The organism is Halomicronema sp. CCY15110 (assembly GCF_016888165.1).
Lineage (GTDB): Bacteria > Cyanobacteriota > Cyanobacteriia > Phormidesmidales > Phormidesmidaceae > Halomicronema.
In genome coordinates, this window is the sequence record NZ_JACSWC010000424.1 from 1 (window position 1) to 24216 (window position 24216).

The window sequence follows — 24216 nt, forward strand, 5'->3', positions numbered from 1 at the left end:
GGGATCATCAACACGCCGAACCAACCCACATAGAGGCGGTTTTCGGTGCTGGTCACCCACTGACAGAACTGTTCCCAGAGGGAAGCAGACTGTTGTTGTTGGAGAGTCGTAGTCATTAATTAGATAAGTGCGGGTTTACAAAGGCCGATGTCCACAAGGGACGAAAGGCGGGATAGATATGTATGTCTACAACATTAACGAACATGTAACAGAATGTAAACCATCGTCCGATAGATCTTGTCGGGGGGGCGGGGGCGGAGAACGCGATGACGAAAACTCCCCTGCGCCGGTGCAGGTGCAGGGGAGGGCGTTGTCTGATTTGCGTTGAGCAGGAGGAAAGAGAGAAAGTCTGGCTTAAGCGGTGTAGCGGACACCGCGATAGGTCAGTTCTGCGGTGGGCTGGCGCAGGGCGACGGTGGATTGCTTTTGGCGATAGGACGTACCGCGAAAGGTCAGGGTCTCGTGGGTGGCGGTGGCGGCGATCGCGGGAGTGGAAGCTTCGTAGGATTGGCCGAGGAAGGACAGTTTCATGGTGGGGAATCCATCATTGTGGGTGCGTTGTTATGGATAGAAACAGCCGCTTTCGGCTACCTTTCTGGCCCAAAAGTGTGTTCTTCCTCATGGGAGGGTGTGATATGGCGATCGCCATATCACACCCTCCCCAGACTGTCGCGGCTGAGGAGGTATGACCTTTCGATCAGAAGGCCATCTGAAGGGATGGCTTTCCTAGAATGTCCAAACTCATGTGGGCAGCTTGGTGGGACTGGGGGATTAATCGGTGAGGTGTTCGTTGAGGCAATCAATGGCGGTATCAATGCCAGCGGCGGCGGTCTCTAAATAGGCCTCTTGATGGCCTTCGGTGAGGCAGTGTTCCAGGTAGCCCAGTTCGATGACCAGGCGTTTGACGATCGCTTTCAGGCGGCGCTGGTGGGTGGGTGGGTGAGTCGTGGTGATGGCGGTGGGGTGCATGGCGGCAATCCTCGGCAGTTCGGCGTTACTGCTGTGATATCGCGGTGCTGCTTGTTGCAGCTAGCCCCAAATTCTCAACAGGGAAGGTGTTGCACAGGAGCGATTCACCTCTGGTGAGACTTCGCCAACGCGCAACAGCAACTCAATCTACTGGACGAAACCCCGGAAAGAGCAAGTAACGGCGATACTCCTCCAGAGTGATTTCACCAACGCCTCATGCCGACTGGCTAAGGCGAGGGCAAAGATCAACTGAATGTTTCTACGACAAAAACAAAGGGAATCCTCCTGATTAGAAGAGGTATCGAAGGCACTGAACTGTTAATGGAGGATAAATCCCATAAAAACCTTTCTAAGTAGGCCTTTCAAGGGCTTTCAGTCGAATCGCCTCAAGCCCTTAGATATCAAGGGTCTCAGCAGGTTATCTTCTCTCCAGAAACCAGTACCTTCGAGTCTGAGAAGAAGACTTTATACAAGTTTTGCTCACAGCACTTTCAGGTGAGTTAAGGTACGTTCTAATCCCTTAGGAATAGACGTTTCAGCCTTATCCCGGATCCTTACGGGGTCAGGGAAAGTTGTGCTCTTTCAGGACACAAGAAGAAGAGGATTAACAAGCTATACCCGCCTGAAGATCAACTCATTTACGGTTTAGATCTGAGACTCAAGTTATGCCATTTATAATCGAGGGTATTCTCCCCCAGAACCAAAAGCTCGCTATCGTCACTGAAGAAATCACAGTGAAAGCAGCGCTTGAAGTGATGATCGAGCGCGACTACAGCCAGCTTCTTGTCGTCAACCAACATGGCAAACTCCAGGGACTAATCACCAGCGACTCTATCCTGAAAGCTGTCAGCTTCTTTCAAGTCACTGTTGATCAGCTCAAAGTCTCCCACACCCTCGTCAGAGTCAAAGCCTACCGCATCGACGAAGACCTCTCCGAACTGCTCAAAGGACTCCGCGACCTTAATGCAGTACCTATTGTTGATAAGCAACACAAACCCCTCGGCATCATCACCAGTTTCGACACCACCGAATACTTCCGCACCCGTTCCGAAGACATCATGCTCGCCGAAGATGTCGAAACCACCCTCCGCGACTTCATCGAGGCCTTCTACAAAACCCCCGACGGCGACCTTGACGAAGAACAGCTCAACCAAGCGATTGAAGCTATTCTTACTTCAGGTCGAGACACTGAAAAGAAATTCCTAAAAGCTCTCCGCCAATACCTCGGAAAATCTGGCCTCAACCCGCAAGACTTCGACGAACAAGTCGCTAAACAAGCCTTTGCCAAACATCTTGACCAACCGATAAAGGTCAAAGGCTTTGGCGACCTGACACTTTACGAGTACATCCAACTTTTCCGTAACGTTTGGGCTCATTATCAAACCAGCTTCAAAGATATCGATTGGAAAGCAATCGACCAACTTCTTGATGCCGTTCGTAGCATCAGAAATGCGATCGCCCACTTCCGCGAAATCACCCCTCAACAACGCGAACAGCTAAAATTCTGTGCTGACTTTCTCGATCGGCATCGACCATCCGTAGAGGTTTTAGAGCCTGAGACAGCGAAGGTCGCTGTCACCCTACCTTCACCTAATTTCTCTGCTGCTATTAATCAAATATCCCAATTGCCTGGCCAAGTTTCTAGCTTCATTCCAGGTTCCTGGCAACTCCCACAGTTTATGAACGGGGATAGCCCATGCGATATTGCTGAGATTCGTCCTCCTGATGAGGAAGTCGATCCTTTAGAAAGTCGGTATGCTCCCCTCGCTGCTTGGCTGCAAAGTCAGGAGCAAAACAAAGTCACGCTTGCTTTTCAAGCTGTAGAAACCATTATCCAAGACACCTTACCCTCGTCGGCTCGCAAGCATCGCAACTGGTGGGCCAATGATACTGTCAGCCACTCCCAATCTAAGCAATGGCTTGAAGTGGGCTGGCGGGTTGCCAATATCAATCTCTCCGAGGAACAAGTCGTTTTCTCGCGCCTCAGCGAACGAAAAATTGCCTACGCCGACTTCTTCAACACGCTGCAGCCCAAGCTTGAAGCCGTTCCTGACGTAGCTATCCAGTTTGTTACGGTTCCACAAGGTGGGTCCTGGGTGCAGCTAACCATCTCAGCCCAGGACTTGCCACCGATGACCTGCCACATCAACTTTTTGAGAAGGGCGAGGCTCTGCATCAGCCACTATATCGGCACTGGAAATCGAGATACCAACAGACGCATTTTTGAGCATCTACAAGTCCAATCTGTCCAGATAGAGGCTGACTTTGGGACTGACCTCTGTTGGGAAAGACTCATTGGGCAACAGGGAGCTAGAATTTCCATCTATCGAGAACAGTCTTCCATCACCGATCCTCCTGAGGTTTTGGAAGAGATGCAAACTTGGATACTGGAAACACTACCCCGCTTTTATAAAGCCCTCGCCAAACCGACCCAAAACGCATATCAGGTTGCCGAAACCAAAGCGTAATTTGCTCCTGACCCCAGCTTCGCCGCTTAAAGTCCAGTAGAGACGATCGCCCCACGTCCCCTGTGCTCTTTCAGCGGCAAGAGCACAGGGGAATCACTCGACCACCTAACGTTCTGAGTTATTATCGCCAACCTCCGGGGCGGCTTGGGTACTATTAAGCCCGGTATCGCTTGAACTTCAGCCCCCCTTATGGCCGTTAAAAAGACTGAACTCTATAGCTCCCTGTGGGCGAGCTGCGACGAACTGCGCGGCGGCATGGATGCCAGTCAGTACAAGAACTACGTGCTGACCCTGCTGTTCATGAAGTACGTCTCCGACAAATATGCGGGCGACCCCAATGCCCTGCTAGTGGTGCCCGAGGGCGGCTCCTTCGATGACATTGCGGCGTTGAAGGGTGACAAAGAGATCGGCGACAAGATCAACAAAGTGATCGGCAAGCTCGCCCAGGAGAACGGGCTGGAGAACCTGTTCGGCACTGCCGAGAACGACTTCAACAACGAAGACAAGCTGGGCCAGGGCAAGGAGATGGTCGATCGCCTCTCGAAGCTAGTGGGCATTTTTGAAGGCATTGACCTGCGGGCGAACCGGGCGGATGGGGACGACCTGCTGGGGGATGCCTACGAATACCTGATGCGCCACTTTGCCACGGAGTCGGGCAAGAGCAAGGGCCAGTTCTACACCCCGGCGGAGGTGTCGCGGATTTTGGCGAAGGTGGTGGGCGTCACCGAGGCCACTCGCCAGGATGAAACCGTATATGACCCTACCTGCGGCTCCGGCTCCCTGCTGCTGAAGGTGGTGGATGAGGCTCCTCGGGGGCTGTCGATCTTTGGTCAGGAGATGGACTATTCCACCTGGGTGCTGGCCAAGATGAACATGATTCTGCACGACAACGTCACGGCGGAACTCTGGCGCGACAACACCCTCTCGAATCCCTACTGGAAGGAGGCGGACGGCAGCCTCAAGCGGTTTGATTTTGCGGTGGCGAATCCCCCCTTCTCCTACAAGTCGTGGAGCAATGGGGTGAGCGTCTCTGAGGACGAGTTCCAGCGGTTTGAGTATGGGGCACCGCCGGATAAAAACGGCGACTATGCCTTTTTGCTGCACATTCTCAAGTCCCTGAAGAGTACGGGCAAGGCGGCGGTGATTTTGCCCCACGGGGTGCTGTTTCGCGGCAATGCCGAGGCCCGCATCCGGCAGAATCTGGTGCGCCAGGGCTACATCAAAGGCATCATTGGCCTGCCGCCGAACCTGTTCTACGGCACGGGCATTCCGGCCTGCATCATCGTGCTGGATAAGGCGGGGGCGGCGGAGCGCCAGGGGCTGTTCATGGTGGATGCCAGCCGGGGCTTGATGAAAGACGGCAACAAGAACCGCCTGCGCAGCCAGGACATCCACAAAATCGTGGATGTGTTTAACCACCAGACGAAGCTAGACCGCTACAGCCGTCGGGTGCCCCTGACCGAAATCGAGAAGAACGACTACAACCTCAACATCCCCCGCTACATCGACGCCAGCGAGCCAGAAGACCTTCACGACCTGGCTGCCCACCTCAGCGGCGGCATTCCCAAGGTTGATCTGGATGCTTTGGAAGCGTACTGGCAGGTGTTTCCTCAGGTGCGCAATGCCCTGTTTGCCCCTGGCGATCGCCCCGGCTACAGCCAGAGCCTGGTGGAGGCTAGCCAGGTGAAGGCGACCATCCTCAACCATCCGGAGTTTGAGGCCTTTGCCGATCGCACCCTGACTCTATACACCGACTGGTACGCGGCCCACGCCGACACCCTCAAGGGCATTGACCCAGAGGTGAAGCCCAAGGCGCTGATCGCTACCCTGTCGGAGGATTTGCTGCACCGCTTTACCGAGGCCGACCTGCTCGATCGCTACGACATCTATCAGATTTTGATGGACTACTGGGCGGAGACGATGCAGGACGATGTCTATGTGCTGGTGCAGGATGGCTGGGCGGCGGGCAAGACCCTGCGGGAGCTGGTGGCGAAGAAGGGCGAAAAGCTGAAGGAAACCCCCGACCTGACCCTGGGCAAGAAGAAGTACAAGGCGGACCTGATCCCTCCGGGACTGATGGTGGCCCGGTACTTTGCCGATCAGCAGGCCCACATTGATGAACTCCAGGCCGACCTGGATGGCATTAGCCAGGAGCTGGAGTCGCTGATTGAGGAGCACAGCGGCGAGGAGGGGCTGCTGGCGGAAGCCCAGACGGAGAAGGGCAGCGTCACTAAGGGGTCGGTATCGGCGCGGCTGAAGGAGATCAAAGGCGACCCCGACGCGGCGGAAGAGCGGGCGATGCTGGAGTCATGCCGGAAGCTCTATGACCAGGAAGCGGCGATGAAGAAGGCGGTGAAGCAGGCCACCGAAGCCCTGGATCGGGCGGTGTTTGGCCAGTACCCCAAGCTCAGCGAAGCGGCGGTGAAAATCCTGGTGGTGGCAGACAAGTGGCACGCCACCCTGCAGGGGGCCATTACGGCAGAAATTGAGCGGGTGACCCAGCAGTTAGCGAACCGGGTGAAGGATCTGGAGGAACGCTATGCGGCACCCCTGCCGGAACTGGTGCAGACGGTGGAGGGGCTATCGAGTCGGGTGGCGGAGCATTTGCAGAAGATGGGGTTGGAATGGTGATTAATTGTTGCGACAGTGTCGCACTAATTCGAGGACTGGTTAGGACAACTCTTCAAGCTTGCGGTCCAATTGGTCAGATGCCTTCTGACCAATGCAAACCACTGCCAGCGGTTAGTCGGCAGATAGAGGCGTCATGAGTACGATTCAGCCGTCTTCAGACAGAGCATATGAGGAGTTTTTGCAGGCGATCAAAAGCCAGGTAGTGCAAAGCCGGATTGGGGCTGCACGGGCAGTTAATCGGTCTTTGATTGGGCTGTATTGGACGCTGGGGCAGTTGATTGTCGAGCGGCAGGCGGCTTTGGGCTGGGGCAAGGCCGTGGTGGAACGGCTGTCGGCTGACCTGAAAACTGAGTTTCCTGAAATGACGGGCTTCTCACCCCGCAACCTTTGGTTTATCAAACAGTTTTATGAAGCCTATGCAGACGCACCTGAATTTCTGAAACAAGCTGTTTCAGAAATTCCCTGGGGACACAACATCGTGATTATGCAGCGGATTAAGGATGAAACGGCCCGACGCTATTACCTGGAGGCTACGGCTCGTCTGGGCTGGACGCGCAATGTTCTACTGAATCAAATCAAGGCAGGAGCCTATGAGGTCAGCCTGCAAGACAAAAGCCACAATTTTGCGGCAGTGTTGCCGGAGTATCTGGCGGAGCAGGCAGAGGAAACCCTGAAAAGCCAGTACAGTCTGGAGTTTTTGGGACTGACCCAGGCAGTACATGAGCGAGATTTAGAGCGCAGTCTGCTGGCCCGGCTGAAGGATTTCATGATTGAGCTGGGCTATGGGTTCTGTTTTATTGGCAGCCAGTATCGGCTCACCCTGGGGGAGAACGAGTATTTTCTGGATTTGCTGTTCTATCACCGCTTTCTGAAGTGTCTGGTGGCGATTGAGCTAAAAACCGGGCGCTTTCGCCCAGAATATGCGGGCAAGATGGATTTTTATCTGGAGGTGCTGAACGACCAGGAACGCGCCCCGGACGATAATCCGGCGATCGGCATCATTCTCTGCGCGGAGAAGGATCGGCTGGAGGTGGAGTTTAGCCTGAAGTCGAAGACAAACCCGATTGGGGTGGCAACCTATCAGCTCTATCCGCAGGTGCCGCAGGAGTATGAGGGAATGCTGCCAACGGATGAGGACTGGCAGCGGTTATTGGAGTCTACGCAAAATGAGTGAGCGTCAGGTACCCAAGGGGTATAAGCAGACTGAGGTTGGGGTGATTCCTGAGGATTGGGAATGTAACCCATTGGTGGGAAAAATTCTAATCTCTCATGGCTATGGATTTAAGAGCCAATACTTTTGTTCATATGGGAAGTATCAACTAACCACTCCAGGAAATTTTTATGAAGAGGGTGGTTTTCGGGATTTAGGAGAAAGGCAAAAGTATTACGAAGGAGCAGTACCTAGTGGTTATGTGCTGAAGCAGGGTGATCTAATTGTGGCAATGACAGAACAAGCCGATGGCTTACTAGGCAGCGCTGCAATTATTCCTGAATCAGACAGCTACCTGCATAATCAGAGACTTGGGAAGATCAATCTGATTTCATCGGATACTGATATAGATTTTCTCTACTACATTTTTAATTCGTCAGCTTTTCGTTCTAAAGTTCAAGAAACTGCTGCTGGGACAAAAGTAAAGCATACTTCTCCAGACAAGTTGCTAGAAATAGCAGTTCCACAGCCTCCTAAAGAAGAACAACGCGCGATCGCCCAAACCCTATCCGACGTAGATGCCCTGATCGCCGCACTGGATCAGCTCATCGCCAAGCAGCGCCACCTCAAAACTGCCACCATGCAGCAACTCCTCACGGGCAAGAAACGCCTGCCGGGGTTTGGTGGTGAATGGAAAGAAAAACAAATAGGTTCAGAGATTGATCTGCTAACGGGTTTTCCATTTCCGAGCGCTCAATATTTCGATTCTGGAATCAAACTCTTACGCGGTTCAAACATCAAGAGAGGTGTAACTGATTGGTCAGATGATTTAGTTCAATATTGGCCGGAAGTTACTTCAGATATTAGCCAATATGTCCTTAATGAGGGCGATATTGTTATAGCAATGGACGGATCGCTTGTCGGCAGAAGCTTTGCTAGATTGTCAAAAGATGATTTGCCCGCGCTACTTTTGCAACGAGTGGCCCGAATTCGATCCGACAAGATTGATATGGGTTATTTGAAAGAGTGGATTTGTAGCAAGTTTTTTACAGAGCACTGCGACGCCGTCAAGACTGTAACTGCTATCCCTCATATCAGTCCCGGCGATATTCGGAGCTTCGTAATCCAGGTGCCGCCTACGCAGGAAGAACAACGGGAGATCGCCACAGTCCTCTCCGACATGGATGGTGCGATCTCCGCCCTGCAAGCCCGCCGCGCCAAGACCCAGGCGATCAAGCAGGGCATGATGCAAGAACTCCTCACCGGGAGAACGCGGCTGGTATGAGTAGCCCATCAGCCCCCACCTGCTGGATCATCGCTGGCCCCAACGGTGCAGGCAAAACCACCTTTGCCCTGTCCTATCTGCCCACCGCGGCCAACTGCCGCAACTTCGTCAACGCTGACCTGATTGCGGCTGGCCTATCGCCCCTGGCCCCAGAAACAGAACTGCTGGCCGCCAGTCGCATCTTTCTCCGAGAAATCGAAAACCGCATCCAGGCCCGACAGGACTTCGCCTTTGAAACCACCCTGGCGGGTCGCAGCTATCTCAAACTCATCCGACGGTTACGATCAGAAGGGTGGCGGGTAGAACTCATCTATCTGGCCCTGCCCAGTGTGGAAATGTCCAGACTGCGGGTGGCCGAGCGGGTCGCCCACGGTGGCCACAATATCCCCCTGGCAGACATCGAACGTCGTTTTCCCCGCAGCCTGCGGAACCTGCTCAATGAGTTCAGCTATGCCGTCGATCGTACCCAATGCTTCATGAACAACGGCGATACTCCCCAGCCCGTCTTCATCCAGCAAGGCGAAACCCGCGAAATCCTTGATCCCGAACTATTCCAGCAGCTCACCCAGGAGGCAGAAAAATGACCACCATCCCCCCCGACACTCAAAAAATTCTAGAAACCCTGAAACAAGTCGCCGCCGATACCCTAGAACGCAAACGCCGCCTGGGGCACTATGCCGTCATCTGGCGCGATGGCAGACCCATGGCAATCGGCGAAGATGCTCCCGGCGACTACACCCAGGAACGCCAAGCCTGGGTTAACCAAACTTCTCTAGAAGATGTTCTCGCCGCCATGAGACAGCATCAGAGTAACGATGATGCCGAATACGATGAAGTGATTGAGTAGGGCGATGAACGATTCCGAAATGTTGGAACACTTGAAAGGATTGTCCATAGAAGAGCGTCTTCGCATCATTGAGGCCATTTGGCGCACTATCAATCGCGATATGCGGTCTGCGATCGCTTCACCAGCGGATTCTGAAGCAGCGCCCCTGCGTGGCACAGTCAATCATTATGAGGGGCCTTACGATTCAGCAGCGCAGACCCAACGCCCCGCCTTTGGTTTCATGAAAGATACGGGCTCTATTCAGGGTGACATCATTTCCCCGGCTGTCCCTGAAAGTGATTGGGAAGCCCTTCGTCGATAAGAATTTGGTTGATGCTGAGTGGTTGGAAACAATTAGCTAATGATGAGTGAGCCTGACCCCGACCCCCAAAAGCTTCTAGAGCAGTTCGTCGTCAACAACGCCGACCTCGAACGCCTGGAAAGCCTGCTCAACCAGTTCAACATCTTTGAAGCCGTGGGCATGGCGCGGCAAGAGATTCGCCACTCCCACTTCCTCGCCTTCCTGCTGAATCCCAACGCTTCCCATCACCTCCGCGATGTCTTCCTCAAAACCTTCCTCAAACGGCTGTTGCTAGAGGCCGACAACGCCACCGTCAGCCCCATCGAAATTGATGTCGCCACCCTCACCGATACCGAAGTCCGCCGCGAGTGGAAAAATATCGACATTCTGCTGGTTTCCCCCGGCAGCAAAATCGTCTGCGCCATCGAGAACAAAGTCGATTCCGGCGAACACTCCAACCAGCTCCAGCGGTACCGCCAAATCGTCCAGCAGGCATTCCCCGACTACCGCCAAATCTTCGTCTTCCTCACCCCCCAGGGCAGCTTGCCCTATGGTGAAGCCGATCAAGCGCACTGGTCAGCCTACAGCTACCGCAAGGTCGCAGAGGTGATCGATGCTGTGTGCGATCGGCACCGCGCCACCCTCCAGCCCGAAGTCTGCGCCCTCATGCAGCACTACAGCACCCTCATCAACCGACACCTCATGGAAGACTCCGAAATCGCCAAACTCTGTCGCGACATCTACCTCAAGCACCAAGCAGCCATTGAGCTGATCTACAAACATCGCCCATCCCTAGAAACTGAGGCGTATGAATTGGTCAAGCGATTAGTCAAAAATACTCCACCTGACCAGATTATTTTTATCCATAGCTGGTTTCAGAGAAAAATCCTCAGCTTTGCCTCCACCAAATGGCATGATCTCCCATTCCAACAAGCTGGTACAGGCTGGATTCCAAAGCCTATGCGAATTCTGCTGTTACAGTTCAAAGTCGAAGCTCCGATTCTTAAACTTGTCCTCATCCTTGGACCTGGGGACTTGACCACTCGCCAAGCGATCTTCGACGCATTAGAGAACCGCAATATTCTCGGCTTCACAGGTGGTCGGCCTACTTCCGACCAGGGCTGGCCTCATCTTGTAGAAAGAATCATCTCTGAGGACATCAGACCAGAAATGTTTCTCAGCGACATCGAAGACGACGTACAACACTTTTGGCAACAGTTTCTTACCGATGAACTGCCCCGCATTGATGAGGCGATCGTTCAAGCCTTTGGGCCTTATGAGCAATAACTGAAGGGGGCGATCCTTCCGCCATGGATGCCAAACTACCGTTCTCCAAGGGTATCCACAAGAGGACAGTGATCTATCGCCCTGTATGTCTGATAATCTGAGTCATCCCTGAACCGCCCAGGCCATCATGACCGATCTCTACCGGGGTCGCGACCCGAGAGACATCCCCACCTACACCATCCCCGATGCTGCCCGCTATCTACGCATTCCAGCAGGCACAGTGCGATCGTGGACGGTCGGTCGGTCTTATCCGGTCACTGAAGGCAAACGCTTCTTCGAGCCGTTAATCGCAGTTCCCCAACAAACGCCCCGTCTGCTCTCCTTCACCAACCTGATCGAGATCCACGTCCTGCGAGCCATCCGCAAACACCACAAAATTCAGCTCGACAAAGTTCGCACCGCCCTCGACTTTCTCGAAGCACAGCTCAACGTCACCCACCCTCTAGCCCACGAAGAATTCCGCACCGACGGCATTAGCCTCTTCATCGACCGCTACGGCACCCTGATTAACGCCTCCGCCCAGGGGCAAACCCAGCTCAAAGCGGTGCTGACCCAGCATTTAGAGCGCATCGAACCCGACGATTCCGGGCTGGCCATCAAGCTGTATCCCTTTACCCGCTCGGACGAAGCTCACAATCCTCGCATCGTCGTCATTGACCCTCGCATCGCCTTTGGTCGCCTAGTCATCGACGGCACCGGCATCCCCACCAGCATCATCGCCGAACGGTATAAAGCCGGAGACTCCCTACAAGATCTGACCGAAGACTACGACTGCGACCTCAGCCAAATCGAAGAAGCCATCCGGTGTGAAATTCCCCTGGCGGCATGAGTAAGGCGTCATCCCAAGACTTCACCTTCTTTGTGGATCGTTGCCTGGGCAAAAAGCTCGCCACTGTGCTCAAAGCCCAGGGGCTGACCGTTGAAATTCACGATCGCCACTTCGACAAAAACGCCAAAGATGTCGACTGGCTGCCCACCGTTGGGCAATGGGGCTGGGTCGTGCTGACCAAAGACGAACGGATTGCCAAACGCTCTCTGGAGCGCCTTGCCGTGGCCAGTGCCGGGGTTCGCATGTTTGTGCTGGTCTCACAAAACCTGTCAGGAGCCGACACCGCCGCTGCCTTCACCGAGGCAATTTCAGCCATGCAGCAGTTTCTCCAGACCCATCCCGCGCCCTTTATCGCTAAAGTCTACCGGGATGGCAGTATCGCCAGTTGGAAAGATCACTCAGCACTGCTAGCCGAACTCAACTTGCCGCTAGAGTAGTTCTAATTTTTCGCTAGACATTCTAAAAATTCACCCACGCCATCTAAGGCATTGCTATAACAGTGGGAACACTGAACTCGCAGGGATTCTGCCACCGGAAACACCTTGAGGAAGCCCCACCGTGAGCACTGTCGGCCAACGGGAACGAGTCACCCAAAACCGCGTCGTCCAACTTTTTCGCCATCAGATGGGGTACGCCTACCTCGACAACTGGGAAACCCGCCCCAACAACCGCAACGTTGAAGCCAACCTGCTGAGCCAGTGGCTCTCTCACCAGGGCGTGAGCGATCCTCTCATCAATAAAGCCCTGCGCATCCTTGAACAAGCCGCTGCCCTCGGCGATAGCCAAACCCTTTACGACGCCAATAAAACCGTCTACAGCCTGCTGCGCTACGGCATCAAAGTCAAAGCTGGAGCCGGAGAACAGTACCAGACCGTGCCGCTTATTGACTGGGAGCAGCCCGAGAATAACGACTTTGAGATCGCTGAAGAAGTCACCGTCAAAGGGCCAAACGACAAACGTCCCGACGTGGTGCTCTACGTGAACGGCATCGCCCTCGGCATTCTCGAACTCAAGAAGGGCAGCGTCTCCGTCGAAAAAGGCATCCGTCAGAACCTCGACAACCAGAAGAAAGACTTCATCCAGCCCTTCTTCACCACAATGCAGCTCGTGATGGCTGGCAACGACACCCAGGGCCTCCGTTACGGCACCATCGAAACCGCCGAAAAGTACTACCTCAATTGGAAAGAAGAAAACCCCGACTACCAGCCCAAAACCGACGCCAAAAGCCGCAAGTACCTCCCTAGTATTGATGCAGCGATCGGCGACAATCCCCTCGATACGGCCCTCGTGCGCCTGTGCAACAAGTCCCGCTTCCTCGAAATCATTCACGATTTCATCGTCTTTGATGTCGGCGTCAAAAAGACCTGTCGCCACAACCAGTACTTCGGCATCAAAGCCGCCCAAACCCGCATCCAGCAGCGCGACGGCGGCATCATCTGGCACACCCAAGGCTCTGGCAAAAGCCTGACCATGGTGTGGCTGGCCAAGTGGATTCGGGAGCACGCCACCGATGCTCGCGTGCTGGTCATCACCGATCGCACCGAACTCGACGAACAGATCGAGGGCATCTTTCAGGGCGTCGATGAAGCGATCGACCGCACCACCAGCAGCGCCGACCTGATTAGCAAACTCAACGCCACCACCCCTTGGCTGCTCTGTTCCCTCGTCCACAAATTTGGCAGCCGCAGCGACTCTGCCGCCACCCAGGGCACCGAGCAGTTCCTTCAAGACCTAAAAGCCAATCTGCCCAGCAACTTCAGCGCCAAAGGTAACCTGTTCGTGTTTGTCGATGAGTGCCACCGCACCCAGTCTGGCAAGCTCCACACCGCCATGACGGCCCTGCTGCCCGAGGCGATGTTCATCGGCTTCACCGGCACCCCGCTGCTCAAAGCCGACCAACAAACCAGCCTGGAAGTCTTCGGCAGCTACATCCACACCTACAAGTTCGATGAAGCCGTCAAAGATGGCGTCGTTCTTGACCTGCGCTATGAAGCTCGCGACATCGACCAGCATATTGTTTCCCAAAAAGCGATCGACCAATGGTTTGACACCAAAACCCAGGGGCTGACAGAACTAGCGAAATCCCAACTCAAGCAACGGTGGGGTACGTTGCGCAACGTCCTCTCCAGCCAGTCGCGCCTGGGAATGATCGTCAACGACATCCTGCTGGACATGGATAATAAGCCCCGGCTCATGGATGGTCGCGGCAATGCCATGTTGGTGTGCGCCAGCATTTACCAAGCTTGCAAGGTGTACGACCTGTTCGGCCAAACTGACCTCAAGGGCAAGTGCGCGATCGTCACCAGCTACAAACCCGGCCCCGGCGATATCAAAGGGGAAGACAGCGGCGAAGGACTGACCGAAAAGCTGCACCAATACGAAATTTATCGACGGATGCTAGCTGACTTTTTCAACGAGCCGGAAGATACAGCGATGTACCGGGTAGAGGAATTTGAAACGCGGGTTAAGGAGCGCTTCAAAAAGGAACCCGGCCAGATGCGCCTGCTAATCGTGGTGGATAAGCTGCTCACCGGGTTCGATGCCCCCAGCGCCACCTACCTCTACATCGACAAAACCATGCAGGATCACGGCCTCTTTCAGGCCATCTGCCGGGTCAACCGCCTCGACGGTGACGATAAAGAATACGGCTACGTGGTGGACTACAAAGACCTGTTCAAATCCCTGGAAGGAGCCATCACTGACTACACTAGCGGCGCGTTCGAGAACTTCGACGCCCAAGATGTCGAGGGCCTGCTCAGCGATCGCCTGGAGAAAGGGCGCGATCGCCTCGAAGATATGCGCGAGCAGGTCAAAGCCATCTGCGAGCCCGTGCTGCTACCCCGAGGCACCCGCGAGTACCTGCACTACTTCTGCGCCGAAGATACTGCCGACCAAGAGGCTCTGACCGCCAACGAACCAAAGCGGCTAGCCCTGTATCAGGCCGTCGGAGCACTCCTTCGCGCCTACGCCAACCTCGCCAACGACATGGCCGCAGCGGGTTACTCCCCTGCGGAAATCGCCAATATCCAGGAGGAAGTTCGCCACTTCGAGACTATGCGCCATGAAGTCAAAATTGCTAGCCGCGACTACATCGACATGAAGCAGTACGAACCGGCCATGCGGCGACTGCTCGACAGCTACATCCGCGCCGACCCCAGCGAAACCCTCTCCGACCTGGAAAACTTGGGCTTGATCGAGCTGATTGTGCAGCGAGGGCCAGACGCCGCCACTCAGCAACTTCCCAAGGGCATTCGCGACAACGAGGAAGCCGTCGCCGAAACCATCGAAAACAATATGCGGCGCACCATTGTCGATGAGAGCCCCGTCAACCCCAAATACTACGAGCGCATGTCAGAACTGCTGGATGCCCTCATTGAGCAGCGCCGCCAGCAGGCCCTCAGCTACCAGGAATACTTGGAGCAGGTGAAGCAGTTGGCCCGCCAGGTCAAGCCCCCCGCCGAGGCCGCCCAGGCCAACTACCCCGAGACCATTGATACTGCCGCCAAGCGATCGCTCTACGACAACCTCGGTCAAGACGAAGTCTTAGTCACCCGCATCGACACTGCGGTACGCTACACCAAGAAAGCCGACTGGATTGGCAACAAATTCAAAGAGCGAGAAGTCGCCAACGCCGTGCGTGAAGAATCCGCTGGCTACAATGTTGACCTTACAGAGGTCATGGAGCTGCTAAAAAAACAACGTGAGTACCAGTAACCTCATCAAAGCCCCAGACATCATCATTCGGGACATCCCCGTGCAGGTGGTGCGCAAACCCATCAAGCACCTGCACCTGGGCGTTTATCCACCCGATGGCCAGGTGCGCGTTTCCGCACCGGCACATCTCACTGACGACAACATCCGTCTGGCCGTCATCTCTCGCCTGAGCTGGATTAAGAAGCAACAGGCCACCTTTACGGCCCAGCCTCGCCAATCCGCACGGGAAATGGTCAATGGCGAAAGCCATTATGTGTTCGGCCAGCGCTATCGCCTGGAGGTGATCGAACGCCGGGGTCGCCACGAAGTCCACCTTAAAAACCACTACACGCTACAGCTCTTGGTAAATCCTGACACCACCCAAGCTAACCGTGATCGCGCCCTCAAAGCGTGGTATCGCCAGCAGCTCAAAGACCGCATCCCGGCCCTCCTCGAAAAGTGGGAACCCCTGATCGGCCAGTCAGCCTCCGCCTGGGGCGTCAAAAAAATGAAAACCAAGTGGGGTAGCTGCAACATTCAACAGCGCCGCATCTGGCTCAACCTCGAATTGGCCAAGAAACCCGTCGAGTGCCTGGAGTATGTCCTGGTCCATGAACTCGTCCATTTTTTGGAGAGGACGCACGGCGATCGCTTTCAGGCCCTCATGGATCAGTTTCTTCCCCACTGGCAATTGAGTCGCGACACCCTTAATGGGGCACCCCTCAGTGAGGAAAAGTGGATCTCCGAATAGCTGCCCCACAAGGCAACTACTCCGGCGGGCAAAAGTGGGGAAAGCCGGGTGGGAGAGGGCGATCGCGCCTTTTTCGCCCAGTTCTCAACCGTCACGAGATTTCAGGGGTTTTCAGCAACTGGCACAGTTCCTTTCATCAGCGAATAATCCAGATTCAGTCCAGCAGTTTTCGTCAACTGGCACACTCCCGAAGTGGCAGCTCATCACCTTGCGATCTCGCCAGGGCGTGCAAAGAAATATAGAAGATATTTTCACTGCCCACGATTTGAGGTATCTATTATTCATCATCTGTATTTACAGATACCCAGCAAACCAGACAACCAGCAAACCAGATGACAACCATCTTGACCGTAACTGGCTTCAAGGGTGGTGTAGGGAAATCAACCACCGCCATTCACCTGGCAGCTTATTTAAGCGATCTAGGAGACACCGTCTTAGTTGACGGCGACCCAAACCGAACCGCGCTCAACTGGTCGTCGCGCGGTCATCTCCCTTTCACTGTTGTCGACGAACGCAAGGCGATGAAGGTGATTCAAGGTCGTGACTTTATTGTGATTGACACCCCGGCGCGGCCAGACTCCACGGACCTCAAGGAGCTCGCAGAGGGCTGTGACTTATTGGTGTTACCCACAACTCCTGACGTAGTCTCACTGGAGCCGATGCTAGAAACGGCTAGAGCCTTGGGTGACGCTTCTTATCGAGCGCTGTTGACTATCGTGCCGCCAAAACCGAGTCGAGAAGGAGAAGTCATGCGAGACGACTTGCGGGACAACGGTGTCCCCATCTTCCAGGCCATGATCAGGCGCGCTGCCGGGTTTCAGAAAGCGGCACTGGCAGGCATCCCCATCAAGAACATGACGGGGCGAGATCGCCTAGGTTGGCTGGACTACGAAGCAGCAGGAAGGGAAATCATGGAGATCCTTGGACATGCCTAAATACGGAGACATCATCAAGCAGGCCAAATCTGGCAAACCAGATAGCCAGACAACCAGCCTGCCAGATAGCCAGTCAGCGGAGCTTCATCAAGCCTTAGTAGCAAACCAGGTAGCCAGACAACCAGATAGCCAGGTAGCCAGACAGCCAGATGGGCCGATGAAAAATCTCTGCGTCAAAGTGCCCGAGTCGTGGCGGCGTCACTGGGCCGCCCAGGCAAAGCTAACCGGCCGCACCATGACCGACGTGATGGTAGAAGCACTCACAACAGAGTTTGGCTTGCCAGATAACCAGACACCCAGATAACCAGACATCTGGTTATCTGGGTCGATCGAAAGTCTGTTTTCTAGAAGCACAAGGGAGTGAATCGTGCCAAAGTCGCGTCTGGTTCTAGATGAAGGCAGTTACCGAGACTTGCTCAATGATTTGAAAAACCGCATTCGCTCTGCGCAAGTTCGCGCGGCGGTTGCCGTCAATCAAGAGATGATCTTGCTGTACTGGTACATCGGGCGAGAAATCTTAATTCGGCAACAGCAGCAGGGTTGGGGCAGCAAGGTGATTCAGCGGCTATCCCAGGATTTGAAGCGAGAATTCCCCGATATGAAAGGCTTCTCGTCCACCAATCTCAAATACATGCGATCGTTTGCTGATGCCTGGTCAGACTTTGGAATTGGTCAACAGGTGTTGACCAATTTACCGTGGGGGCAAAACACGGTGCTGCTCAGCAAGTTAGAGGATGCCGAAGAGCGACTATGGTATGCCCACAAAGCGGTCGAGCATGGCTGGAGCCGTAGCGCTCTCACTCGGCAGATTGAAGGCGGGCTATACAAGCAACAACTGGGCGGCGCGAACAACTTTACCCTGACACTGCCCAAAGCCCAGTCTGACCTAGCCCGGCAACTCATCAAAGATCCGTACCATCTGGATTTTTTGTATGCCGACGATAATACCCAGGATCAGGATCTCAAACGCCTGCTGGTGGCCCATATGCGAGAGTTCCTCTTGACTCTCGGCGTCGGTTTCTCCTTTGTCGGTCATCATCACCTCATCAATGTCGGCGGTGAAGATTTCCATCTCGATATGCTGTTCTACCATTTGAAGCTCCGGTGCTTTGTGGTCATTCAGCTAGAGATGGGCAAATTCACTCCAGAACAATCGGGACAGATGAATTTTTACCTATCGGCAGTTGATAGCCAAGAACGGCAAGAGCATGACCAGCCGACGATTGGCATCATTTTGTGTTCGTCCAAGAACCACGTCATTGCGGAGTATGCATTGAGAAATCTGCAAAACCCGATCGCAGTCGCCGAGCATCGCATCCCGAGCGTATTGCCCAGTCCCGAGCAGTTGCAGTCAGAGCTTGCCAGTGTCGTCCAATCACTCGACGAAGCACCGGAAGACGCCCCGTAGACGCCCTTTGGCCTAACGGGTACGCGGCCCCGGCCCCCTAACCCTACCGCATCTGGTTTTCTGGTTTTCTGGCAAACCAGAAAACCAGAAAACCAGATGCGGTATCCCTGTGTAGATTTCAGCCTTAGCGACCAAAATTTCTCCGATGCTATTCGACCTCGCCTTGATGGCCCCAAACTAGCGAGGCTGCGATATCGGGCAAGTTTAGGCTGAAAGCACCTCTGTGCAAGCAAGACAGCGATCATCTTTGATTTGCAGAAATAATGGTTTCATGCATCCGTTCAGAGCTTGAAACCATCATGCTCTCGTTAACAGAGTAGGTCACAAGTATTAAATTACCCCAAAACACAGCTTCGCTAGTTTAGGGCTTAGTTCTGGCAGCAAAAAAATGATCGCTAAGGCTGGAGTTTTTGCGGCGCGACTTACCCATTCCCGTTAGATCATCTCGCCGCGGATGGCTGGGGCTGTGGCGAGCTGTTCGGCCCCAGCCTGCATTGACGTGATATCCGCCTCTGACCAGGGGCGCACTGATTGACAGTGATGGGCCACGAGCAACCCCCAAAGGCCTTGCGGAATTAGCACCGGCACCACTAAATTAGCCCGGACCTGCAGCTCACGCAAAAAGTCGCGATGACAGTCAGCAATGGGTTCAGCTTCGATATCCGCGATCGCCCGCACCCGTCCCGCTAGATAAAGCTCTGCATATTCGTCGTTAAAGCACTCATCAGGGCCGGTTGACCCAAAGATGGAATAGCGAGGGGCACCCAAGGCTTCAAAGGTGACCTGACCTTTCCACTGCCGATAGAAGTAATACAGCACCACCCGATCGACTTGCAGTTGATACTGCAGGTCAGTCGTTACTTGCTCAACCATTGCATCTCGCTCGAGGCTTTGCGCCAGGCGAACGAGGGTGCGGCGCAAACCCGGATCGGCGTCCGAACAGCTATGAGGGTGAGAACTTTCAGGTATTGGCATGGACAAACCGAAGCGAACATCATTACTAACTACGGTCTCGTTCCACTGTAATCGACCAATTGCCAGAGGCGAGGTTTCGCTTAGCGCTGCTTCATATTGTGGGTGAAGCTGCAGTGTCGGTTGGTTGCATCGTTTTGGGGTAAGCGGGCTGGGAGCCAGGGTTAGGGGCTGATCGGGGATAGACAAGAAGTCAGCCTTAAACTGGCGAGGCGGCGATTTATGCCCGATCAAAAGGTCGGGGTGTTTGAGGGGCGGAGCAGCTATTCAGTCAATGCTTCAGTTACCCCATCTAAGGGGAACAAAGGTCGCCGCGGTAGTGGAGAGATCGCGGTGCTAGAGTTGAGCAGACTGAGCTTAGCCGCAAACCCCAGTACGAGCGATTACGATTTCCCGAATGGGCTACTTGCTGGGGGTATGGCGTGTCAGCAGCAGACTATTGATGAGGACAGAATCATGGTTTGGCGCTCCAGCATGATGGCCCTGGGGCTAGCGTTATGGCCATTATCTGAGGTGGCTGCCAGCCCTAATTACAGGAAGGAAATCGCCGCTGCGTCATCGAACCGCGTTGCTGATGTCCGGGACTGGTCTCTAGCCCAAACCCCAACCTCCACCGCTGATCGTGATCAGCTTGAGACCGGTCTGCTCCAGCTTCATCCTGACATTGTCGCGGTGCGGCCCAGCTCCTCAACCTCTTTGTACGAGGACGGCACAGAGTTCACCGCTTGGTCACCCGCCATTACCCTCCGCGCCGGACTATCGATTGAAACGCAGCAAGCGATCGCACTGACGGCGGCCGAGTACGTCATTGACTTCCAGATCGAAAAATCCGGGGCTTTAATTCCTCCCAATCCTGACTATCCGGTCGCTGGCGGGATCGTTCTATTCGTCAAGTTTGAGGACGATAGCTATCCGCAGATCGATTTCATCAGCTTCAGCGTGCTCAGTCGCAGTCCCGCAGTGGTCGAAATTTCCCAGCGCATCTTGACTGAGGACGACTATGCCGAAACCGTCGTTGCTCGGTTTGCTGAAGGGCAGTTTACAGCGATCGCGGCCAATCAACCAAACCTGGCTGAGACAGCCGCCACACTGCTCGATACTGGCTTTGCGCAGCTCTATCAAGAAGCGAATCTTGCCGCCGCCGAAGCCTCATTTGACGTGGCGCGACAACTCTTTCGAGACCGATCTGATGTCAGGGGTGAATACGACGCCCTACGGGGATTAGTCGCGGTTTATGACCAAACGAATCGGATCCCAGCGGGCACTGAACTGTTGCAGCGGCAGGCCGAAATTGCTCAGTCACTGGTTGATCCGTTAAAGCTCCGGGGCGTTGCTGGAGAGCTACAATGTCGCGCGGAATGGGACGCCGCGATCGCCAACTATGGGGCAGCGCTGGATGTTTATCGGCGTAACCGGCCCGATGTCTTTGACCTGCGAGAAGTCCGTAGCGTGCTCGATCAAGATGTGACTACGCTAGTGGGCATGGCTCAAACCCACATTCAAGCGGGGCAACTAGATGAAGCCGAAGGGGTGCTGCGGGAAGCCATCACGCTGCTGGATCAGATTTTCACCGAAGCTCAGCGCCATGACAGCGATAATGATTTCAATGCGGACGCAGATATTCGGAGGTTGACCGAATGGTACAGCGAACCGTTTAGCAGCACGAATCTCTATCAAATGTTGCAGCATGTGCTCATTCGTCAGGGCCGCACCGACGAAGCTCTCGTCGCGATTGAGCAGGGGCGCACTCAAGGTTTAGAGGAGCTGTGGGCGATTAAACAACCTGGAGAACGGCTGCGCCCGCCCAGCCTGGAAGAGATGAGGGCGATCGCCCGGCAGCAAGACGCCACCCTCGTCACCTACAGCTTCGATACCTTCATTGATAACTGCGACGGCAACATCACCCCACCTCAATTGCTCACGTGGGTGATTAAACCGACCGGGGACATCCAGTTTCACCAACAATCAGTCGAATTGTCGGCTTTGCCCAACTCGCCCAACGATGTGCAAAACCTGGTGGAAGATACTCGCCTCGCGCTGGGTGCCCGTGGCATCGACATCATTGCCGCTAATCCAGAAATCAACTTTCGAGGCGGCGATACGGAAATTCCGTATTTGCGATCGCTTCATCAACTTTTGATCGAACCGATCGCTGCCACGCTCAGCCCTGACCCCAGCGATCGCATCATTTTTATCCCCGATTTTGTGCTGTTTATGGTGCCGTTTCCCGCCTTGCAAGCGCCTGATGGCACCTATCTGGTGGAACGGCATACCCCCCTCACGGCCCCCTCCATCCAAGCTCTATCGCTGACGGCGCAATCTCGGCAGCGATCGCTCCCCGCCCGCAGTAATCCGTTAATCGTGGGTAATCCCACTTATCCGCCGATCAATCTCCTTGACCAGCAACTCAATCTTGATCCACTGCCATGGGCTGAACAAGAGGCCCGCCACATCGCTGACTTGTTAGAGACTGAGCCCTTAATCGGGGATGCCGCCACCAAAACCGCGATTTTGCAGCGGTTTTCCGAGGCTAGCGTCATGCACTTTGCCACCCATGGTCTGTTAGAAGGCGTGACCCCCTTTGATCTCCCGGGGGCGATCGCCGTGGCCCAGTCCACCGGCGGCCAAACCGAGTTGATTGACTTGCCCTATAACCAGCGGCAAGTGTCATTCTCCGATTTAGGTCTCATTGACACCAACGAAATTTTGCTCTTTCGGCTGCAGGCCGAATTAGTCGTCCTCAGTGCCTGCAACACCGGCGGCGGCAATCTCACGGGCGATGGTATCAACGGTCTCTCACGCGCCTTCATTGCCTCTGGAGTACCCAGCGTCATTGTGTCCTTATGGTCAGTGCCCGATGCCCCCACCGGTCAGCTCATGACGACCTTTTATGAAGAATGGCTCGGTGGTAGTGACAAAGCCACGGCCCTACGCACGGCGATGCTTGAAACCATGGCCGCTTACCCCGACCCCATTAATTGGGCTGCTTTTACGCTCATTGGCGAAGCCGAGTAGGTGTAGTAGCCTGCAAACGAAATCTTAAGAACCTGCAAACAAGCGATTCAACCGGGATTCAGTAACAATAGGCTGAAAGCTTTATCCGACAATCTCTGTAGGACTTCTCGTTAGGGTCGGAATAGCTGCGCGACGGGCAACCATTCAACGAGAGAATGAGAGTTTCGGCCTCCAATTCATACAAAAAAGCGCTGTGTACTACTCAGTTTCTAACGAAAATCAGTTCAGGATTAGTCCAGATACTGTACTACCCAAATCGCCTGTGACGTAAGGGATTAGGTGGTAACTGGGCCCAAACCGCAGCCTCGCTAGTTTAAGGCCTAGTTGGCTCTTGGAAAGGGATAACGCTAGGGGCAAGGGGCGGAACAGAGTGGAGCCTTGCGAAGCCCTTGCGCCGGGTTCTTCAGGCGTAAAATATCCTCGCCTGCGTTGGCTCATCCCAGCGATCGCGTTTCAGCACGGGGGGCCGGGGGGAACGACCGGGGCCGCCACGACCGCGACGGGCGGCCACCCATCGGTGAAACTCAACCGCGATTCTCCACGGAGGCTTCGCCAACGCTGCCATTAAAAAAGCCCCTGCCGGACAGCAGAGGCTTCGTCATGGTGTGGCGCTGAAGCTAGGCGTTAAAACCCGCGATCGCACCTAAAGACTGTAAGTTGTTCACCCGCTCGTAGCAGGATAGGGGATTCTCTAATCCCTGAGCCTCAGCCAGTTTCCCAATCGTCGTCACGGCGTAGACCATGCCCTGTTGAGCCGCCAGCAGAATCTCATAACAGCGCTCCTGACCGGGGGAGAGCTGACCCACATAATCCGGGTCAACCCAGAGATAGGAACAATCTTCAAGCACGCGATCGCTGTTCTCGACATCCGAGAAAATCAGCTTCATGTCAGCGGTTTCGCGCTCCAGCTCCTCGTCACGAAGCTCGGGATTGTGCCCGTCATCGTGCTCTAGGGCCAGGTTGAAGTTCTCTAAATGGTTGATCTGTTGCATGGTGGCCTATGTGCTGCGTGGGAGTACAAAGCTACTCCCACATCTTAACCCGTTAATCAGTTATCCGAAAATGTTCCACCAGCCCCCCTCTGCTGGCTGCTCACTGCGTTCCTCCGCATCATCATCCTCATTGTCGTGATCCGGCTCTAAGTCCTCATTGGAGTCAACAGCGCGGCCACTCCGCACCCGCAGCTCATCATGGTCGCGCCTGTCCCACCGCCGATCAGCGCGGGCCTCATTGGCCAGGGACTCATCGCGATCGCTTTTGGCCCCTGCCTCCCGTCGCGTCATCCCCTCCACGTCGAGGGCGTCATCATTGGTGGGCGTATTGACCACGATATGAGTGCCGTCGTCGTCACTGATTTCCACCAAACTGCTGTCTTCCGGTTCTTCTTCCGGTCTGAGCCAACCAAAAATCATCGGTACACCTCAAAAATTGCGTAACTGATTGCAATACGATTACTTCTTCTGACGAGCGGCGGCGCGGGCCTTCCGCAGTTGGTAATAGGCCGCGTCTTCCTGCTCGGCCTCAATCTGAAACCGCATGACGCCCCGTTTGGCACCAGCGGCTTGCATCGTGGCGATCTCGGCCTGGTCGAATTCATCCTCAACCTGTGACTGAGACTGAATGAGGGCTTGCAGTTCGGCTAATTGTTCATCGGCGGCAGTCTGTAACTTGCTGCCCTGGTCGCGGAGTAAGGCGA

General features: G+C 54.7%; 22 protein-coding genes and 3 pseudogenes. 17 read left to right on the forward strand and 8 right to left on the reverse strand.

Annotated elements, in window-relative coordinates; all coding sequences use genetic code 11:
* The 3 genes and pseudogenes from JUK32_RS23205 to JUK32_RS23215 all read right to left on the reverse strand — a co-directional run.
* Window positions 1-116, reverse strand: a pseudogene (locus tag JUK32_RS23205) (photosystem II q(b) protein); the annotation flags it as partial.
* A 238-nt stretch (window positions 117-354) separates the two neighbouring features.
* A complete protein-coding gene (locus tag JUK32_RS23210) occupies window positions 355-531 on the reverse strand; it encodes a DUF4278 domain-containing protein (protein ID WP_204141250.1) in 177 nt (58 codons plus the stop codon).
* 240 nt (window positions 532-771) lie between these two features.
* Window positions 772-969, reverse strand: a complete 198-nt coding sequence (locus JUK32_RS23215) for a hypothetical protein (protein WP_204141251.1) — start codon at window positions 967-969, stop codon at window positions 772-774.
* A 665-nt stretch (window positions 970-1634) separates the two neighbouring features.
* On the opposite strand from JUK32_RS23215, the pseudogene JUK32_RS28850 reads away from it, so the two are divergent.
* From JUK32_RS28850 to JUK32_RS23290, 16 genes and pseudogenes are all read left to right on the forward strand, one after another.
* Window positions 1635-1979: pseudogene (locus JUK32_RS28850) on the forward strand (HPP family protein); the annotation flags it as partial.
* Between the two features lie 48 nt (window positions 1980-2027).
* Window positions 2028-3437, forward strand: a complete 1410-nt coding sequence (locus JUK32_RS23220; RefSeq protein ID WP_239112997.1) for a DUF4268 domain-containing protein — start codon at window positions 2028-2030, stop codon at window positions 3435-3437.
* Between the two features lie 189 nt (window positions 3438-3626).
* On the forward strand, window positions 3627-6068 hold the full coding sequence (locus JUK32_RS23225) for a type I restriction-modification system subunit M (protein WP_204141253.1): 2442 nt from the start codon (window positions 3627-3629) through the stop codon (window positions 6066-6068).
* Window positions 6069-6201: 133 nt separating this feature from the next.
* On the forward strand, window positions 6202-7242 hold the full coding sequence (locus tag JUK32_RS23230) for a YhcG family protein (protein ID WP_204141254.1): 1041 nt from the start codon (window positions 6202-6204) through the stop codon (window positions 7240-7242).
* Complete coding sequence (locus tag JUK32_RS23235) at window positions 7235-8503, forward strand: restriction endonuclease subunit S (RefSeq protein ID WP_204141255.1); 1269 nt, start codon at window positions 7235-7237, stop codon at window positions 8501-8503. The genes JUK32_RS23230 and JUK32_RS23235 overlap by 8 nt, the downstream gene beginning before the upstream one ends.
* Window positions 8500-9087, forward strand: a complete 588-nt coding sequence (locus JUK32_RS23240; RefSeq protein ID WP_204141256.1) for a zeta toxin family protein — start codon at window positions 8500-8502, stop codon at window positions 9085-9087. Before JUK32_RS23235 ends, JUK32_RS23240 begins: the two co-directional genes overlap by 4 nt.
* Window positions 9084-9350, forward strand: coding sequence for a hypothetical protein (locus JUK32_RS23245; protein WP_204141257.1), 267 nt, complete (start codon window positions 9084-9086; stop codon window positions 9348-9350). The genes JUK32_RS23240 and JUK32_RS23245 overlap by 4 nt, the downstream gene beginning before the upstream one ends.
* Before the next feature lie 4 nt (window positions 9351-9354).
* Entirely contained in the window at window positions 9355-9651 is a 297-nt protein-coding gene (locus tag JUK32_RS23250; RefSeq protein WP_204141258.1) for a hypothetical protein, read from the forward strand.
* A gap of 39 nt (window positions 9652-9690) precedes the next feature.
* Window positions 9691-10917: a PD-(D/E)XK nuclease family protein gene (locus JUK32_RS23255; RefSeq protein ID WP_204141259.1), complete on the forward strand. Its 1227-nt coding sequence runs from the start codon at window positions 9691-9693 to the stop codon at window positions 10915-10917.
* Between the two features lie 127 nt (window positions 10918-11044).
* Window positions 11045-11746 (forward strand): DUF433 domain-containing protein, encoded by a 702-nt coding sequence (locus JUK32_RS23260; protein ID WP_204141260.1) that lies wholly within the window; start codon window positions 11045-11047, stop codon window positions 11744-11746.
* Window positions 11743-12183, forward strand: coding sequence for a hypothetical protein (locus tag JUK32_RS23265; RefSeq protein ID WP_204141261.1), 441 nt, complete (start codon window positions 11743-11745; stop codon window positions 12181-12183). The genes JUK32_RS23260 and JUK32_RS23265 overlap by 4 nt, the downstream gene beginning before the upstream one ends.
* Before the next feature lie 121 nt (window positions 12184-12304).
* Entirely contained in the window at window positions 12305-15460 is a 3156-nt protein-coding gene (locus JUK32_RS23270; RefSeq protein ID WP_204141262.1) for a type I restriction endonuclease subunit R, read from the forward strand.
* Window positions 15447-16190 (forward strand): SprT family zinc-dependent metalloprotease, encoded by a 744-nt coding sequence (locus JUK32_RS23275; protein ID WP_309224614.1) that lies wholly within the window; start codon window positions 15447-15449, stop codon window positions 16188-16190. Before JUK32_RS23270 ends, JUK32_RS23275 begins: the two co-directional genes overlap by 14 nt.
* A gap of 332 nt (window positions 16191-16522) precedes the next feature.
* The gene (locus JUK32_RS23280) at window positions 16523-17125 is read left to right on the forward strand and encodes a ParA family protein (RefSeq protein WP_204141263.1); all 603 of its coding nucleotides are present in this window, start codon (window positions 16523-16525) and stop codon (window positions 17123-17125) included.
* Window positions 17118-17429: a hypothetical protein gene (locus JUK32_RS23285; protein ID WP_204141264.1), complete on the forward strand. Its 312-nt coding sequence runs from the start codon at window positions 17118-17120 to the stop codon at window positions 17427-17429. Before JUK32_RS23280 ends, JUK32_RS23285 begins: the two co-directional genes overlap by 8 nt.
* A 63-nt stretch (window positions 17430-17492) precedes the next feature.
* Window positions 17493-18533, forward strand: coding sequence for a PDDEXK nuclease domain-containing protein (locus JUK32_RS23290; RefSeq protein ID WP_204141265.1), 1041 nt, complete (start codon window positions 17493-17495; stop codon window positions 18531-18533).
* Window positions 18534-18968: 435 nt separating this feature from the next.
* On the opposite strand, the gene JUK32_RS23295 is transcribed toward JUK32_RS23290, so the two are convergent.
* Window positions 18969-19508 carry a GAF domain-containing protein gene (locus JUK32_RS23295; protein WP_204141266.1) on the reverse strand — a complete coding sequence of 180 codons (540 nt, stop codon included), beginning with the start codon at window positions 19506-19508 and terminating at the stop codon, window positions 18969-18971.
* Window positions 19509-19961: 453 nt separating this feature from the next.
* On the opposite strand from JUK32_RS23295, the gene JUK32_RS23300 reads away from it, so the two are divergent.
* On the forward strand, window positions 19962-22520 hold the full coding sequence (locus JUK32_RS23300; protein ID WP_204141267.1) for a CHAT domain-containing protein: 2559 nt from the start codon (window positions 19962-19964) through the stop codon (window positions 22518-22520).
* Between the two features lie 403 nt (window positions 22521-22923).
* Here the strand turns inward: JUK32_RS23300 and JUK32_RS23305 are convergent, their stop codons facing one another.
* The 4 genes and pseudogenes from JUK32_RS23305 to JUK32_RS23320 form a co-directional block, all read right to left on the reverse strand.
* Window positions 22924-23085, reverse strand: coding sequence for a hypothetical protein (locus JUK32_RS23305; protein WP_204141268.1), 162 nt, complete (start codon window positions 23083-23085; stop codon window positions 22924-22926).
* A gap of 52 nt (window positions 23086-23137) precedes the next feature.
* Window positions 23138-23512, reverse strand: coding sequence for a hypothetical protein (locus tag JUK32_RS23310; protein ID WP_204141269.1), 375 nt, complete (start codon window positions 23510-23512; stop codon window positions 23138-23140).
* Window positions 23513-23572: 60 nt separating this feature from the next.
* The gene (locus JUK32_RS23315; RefSeq protein WP_204141270.1) at window positions 23573-23932 is read right to left on the reverse strand and encodes a hypothetical protein; all 360 of its coding nucleotides are present in this window, start codon (window positions 23930-23932) and stop codon (window positions 23573-23575) included.
* 39 nt (window positions 23933-23971) lie between these two features.
* Window positions 23972-24216 (reverse strand): annotated as a pseudogene (locus tag JUK32_RS23320) (hypothetical protein); the annotation flags it as partial.

Excerpts from the sequence above, each read along its gene's own strand:
- JUK32_RS23235 (WP_204141255.1), top strand. The coding sequence starts at position 7,235 with ATGAGTGAGCGTCAGGTACCCAAGGGGTATAAGCAGACTGAGGTTGGG.
- JUK32_RS23225 (WP_204141253.1), top strand. The coding sequence starts at position 3,627 with ATGGCCGTTAAAAAGACTGAACTCTATAGCTCCCTGTGGGCGAGCTGC.
- JUK32_RS23305 (WP_204141268.1), bottom strand. The coding sequence starts at position 23,085 with ATGGCAGCGTTGGCGAAGCCTCCGTGGAGAATCGCGGTTGAGTTTCAC.
- JUK32_RS23280 (WP_204141263.1), top strand. The coding sequence starts at position 16,523 with ATGACAACCATCTTGACCGTAACTGGCTTCAAGGGTGGTGTAGGGAAA.
- JUK32_RS23220 (WP_239112997.1), top strand. The coding sequence starts at position 2,028 with ATGCTCGCCGAAGATGTCGAAACCACCCTCCGCGACTTCATCGAGGCC.
- JUK32_RS23300 (WP_204141267.1), top strand. The coding sequence starts at position 19,962 with ATGGTTTGGCGCTCCAGCATGATGGCCCTGGGGCTAGCGTTATGGCCA.
- JUK32_RS23210 (WP_204141250.1), bottom strand. The coding sequence starts at position 531 with ATGAAACTGTCCTTCCTCGGCCAATCCTACGAAGCTTCCACTCCCGCG.
- JUK32_RS23255 (WP_204141259.1), top strand. The coding sequence starts at position 9,691 with ATGATGAGTGAGCCTGACCCCGACCCCCAAAAGCTTCTAGAGCAGTTC.
- JUK32_RS23245 (WP_204141257.1), top strand. The coding sequence starts at position 9,084 with ATGACCACCATCCCCCCCGACACTCAAAAAATTCTAGAAACCCTGAAA.
- JUK32_RS23230 (WP_204141254.1), top strand. The coding sequence starts at position 6,202 with ATGAGTACGATTCAGCCGTCTTCAGACAGAGCATATGAGGAGTTTTTG.
- JUK32_RS23240 (WP_204141256.1), top strand. The coding sequence starts at position 8,500 with ATGAGTAGCCCATCAGCCCCCACCTGCTGGATCATCGCTGGCCCCAAC.
- JUK32_RS23295 (WP_204141266.1), bottom strand. The coding sequence starts at position 19,508 with ATGCCAATACCTGAAAGTTCTCACCCTCATAGCTGTTCGGACGCCGAT.
- JUK32_RS23260 (WP_204141260.1), top strand. The coding sequence starts at position 11,045 with ATGACCGATCTCTACCGGGGTCGCGACCCGAGAGACATCCCCACCTAC.
- JUK32_RS23265 (WP_204141261.1), top strand. The coding sequence starts at position 11,743 with ATGAGTAAGGCGTCATCCCAAGACTTCACCTTCTTTGTGGATCGTTGC.
- JUK32_RS23215 (WP_204141251.1), bottom strand. The coding sequence starts at position 969 with ATGCACCCCACCGCCATCACCACGACTCACCCACCCACCCACCAGCGC.
- JUK32_RS23250 (WP_204141258.1), top strand. The coding sequence starts at position 9,355 with ATGAACGATTCCGAAATGTTGGAACACTTGAAAGGATTGTCCATAGAA.
- JUK32_RS23310 (WP_204141269.1), bottom strand. The coding sequence starts at position 23,512 with ATGCAACAGATCAACCATTTAGAGAACTTCAACCTGGCCCTAGAGCAC.
- JUK32_RS23315 (WP_204141270.1), bottom strand. The coding sequence starts at position 23,932 with ATGATTTTTGGTTGGCTCAGACCGGAAGAAGAACCGGAAGACAGCAGT.
- JUK32_RS23285 (WP_204141264.1), top strand. The coding sequence starts at position 17,118 with ATGCCTAAATACGGAGACATCATCAAGCAGGCCAAATCTGGCAAACCA.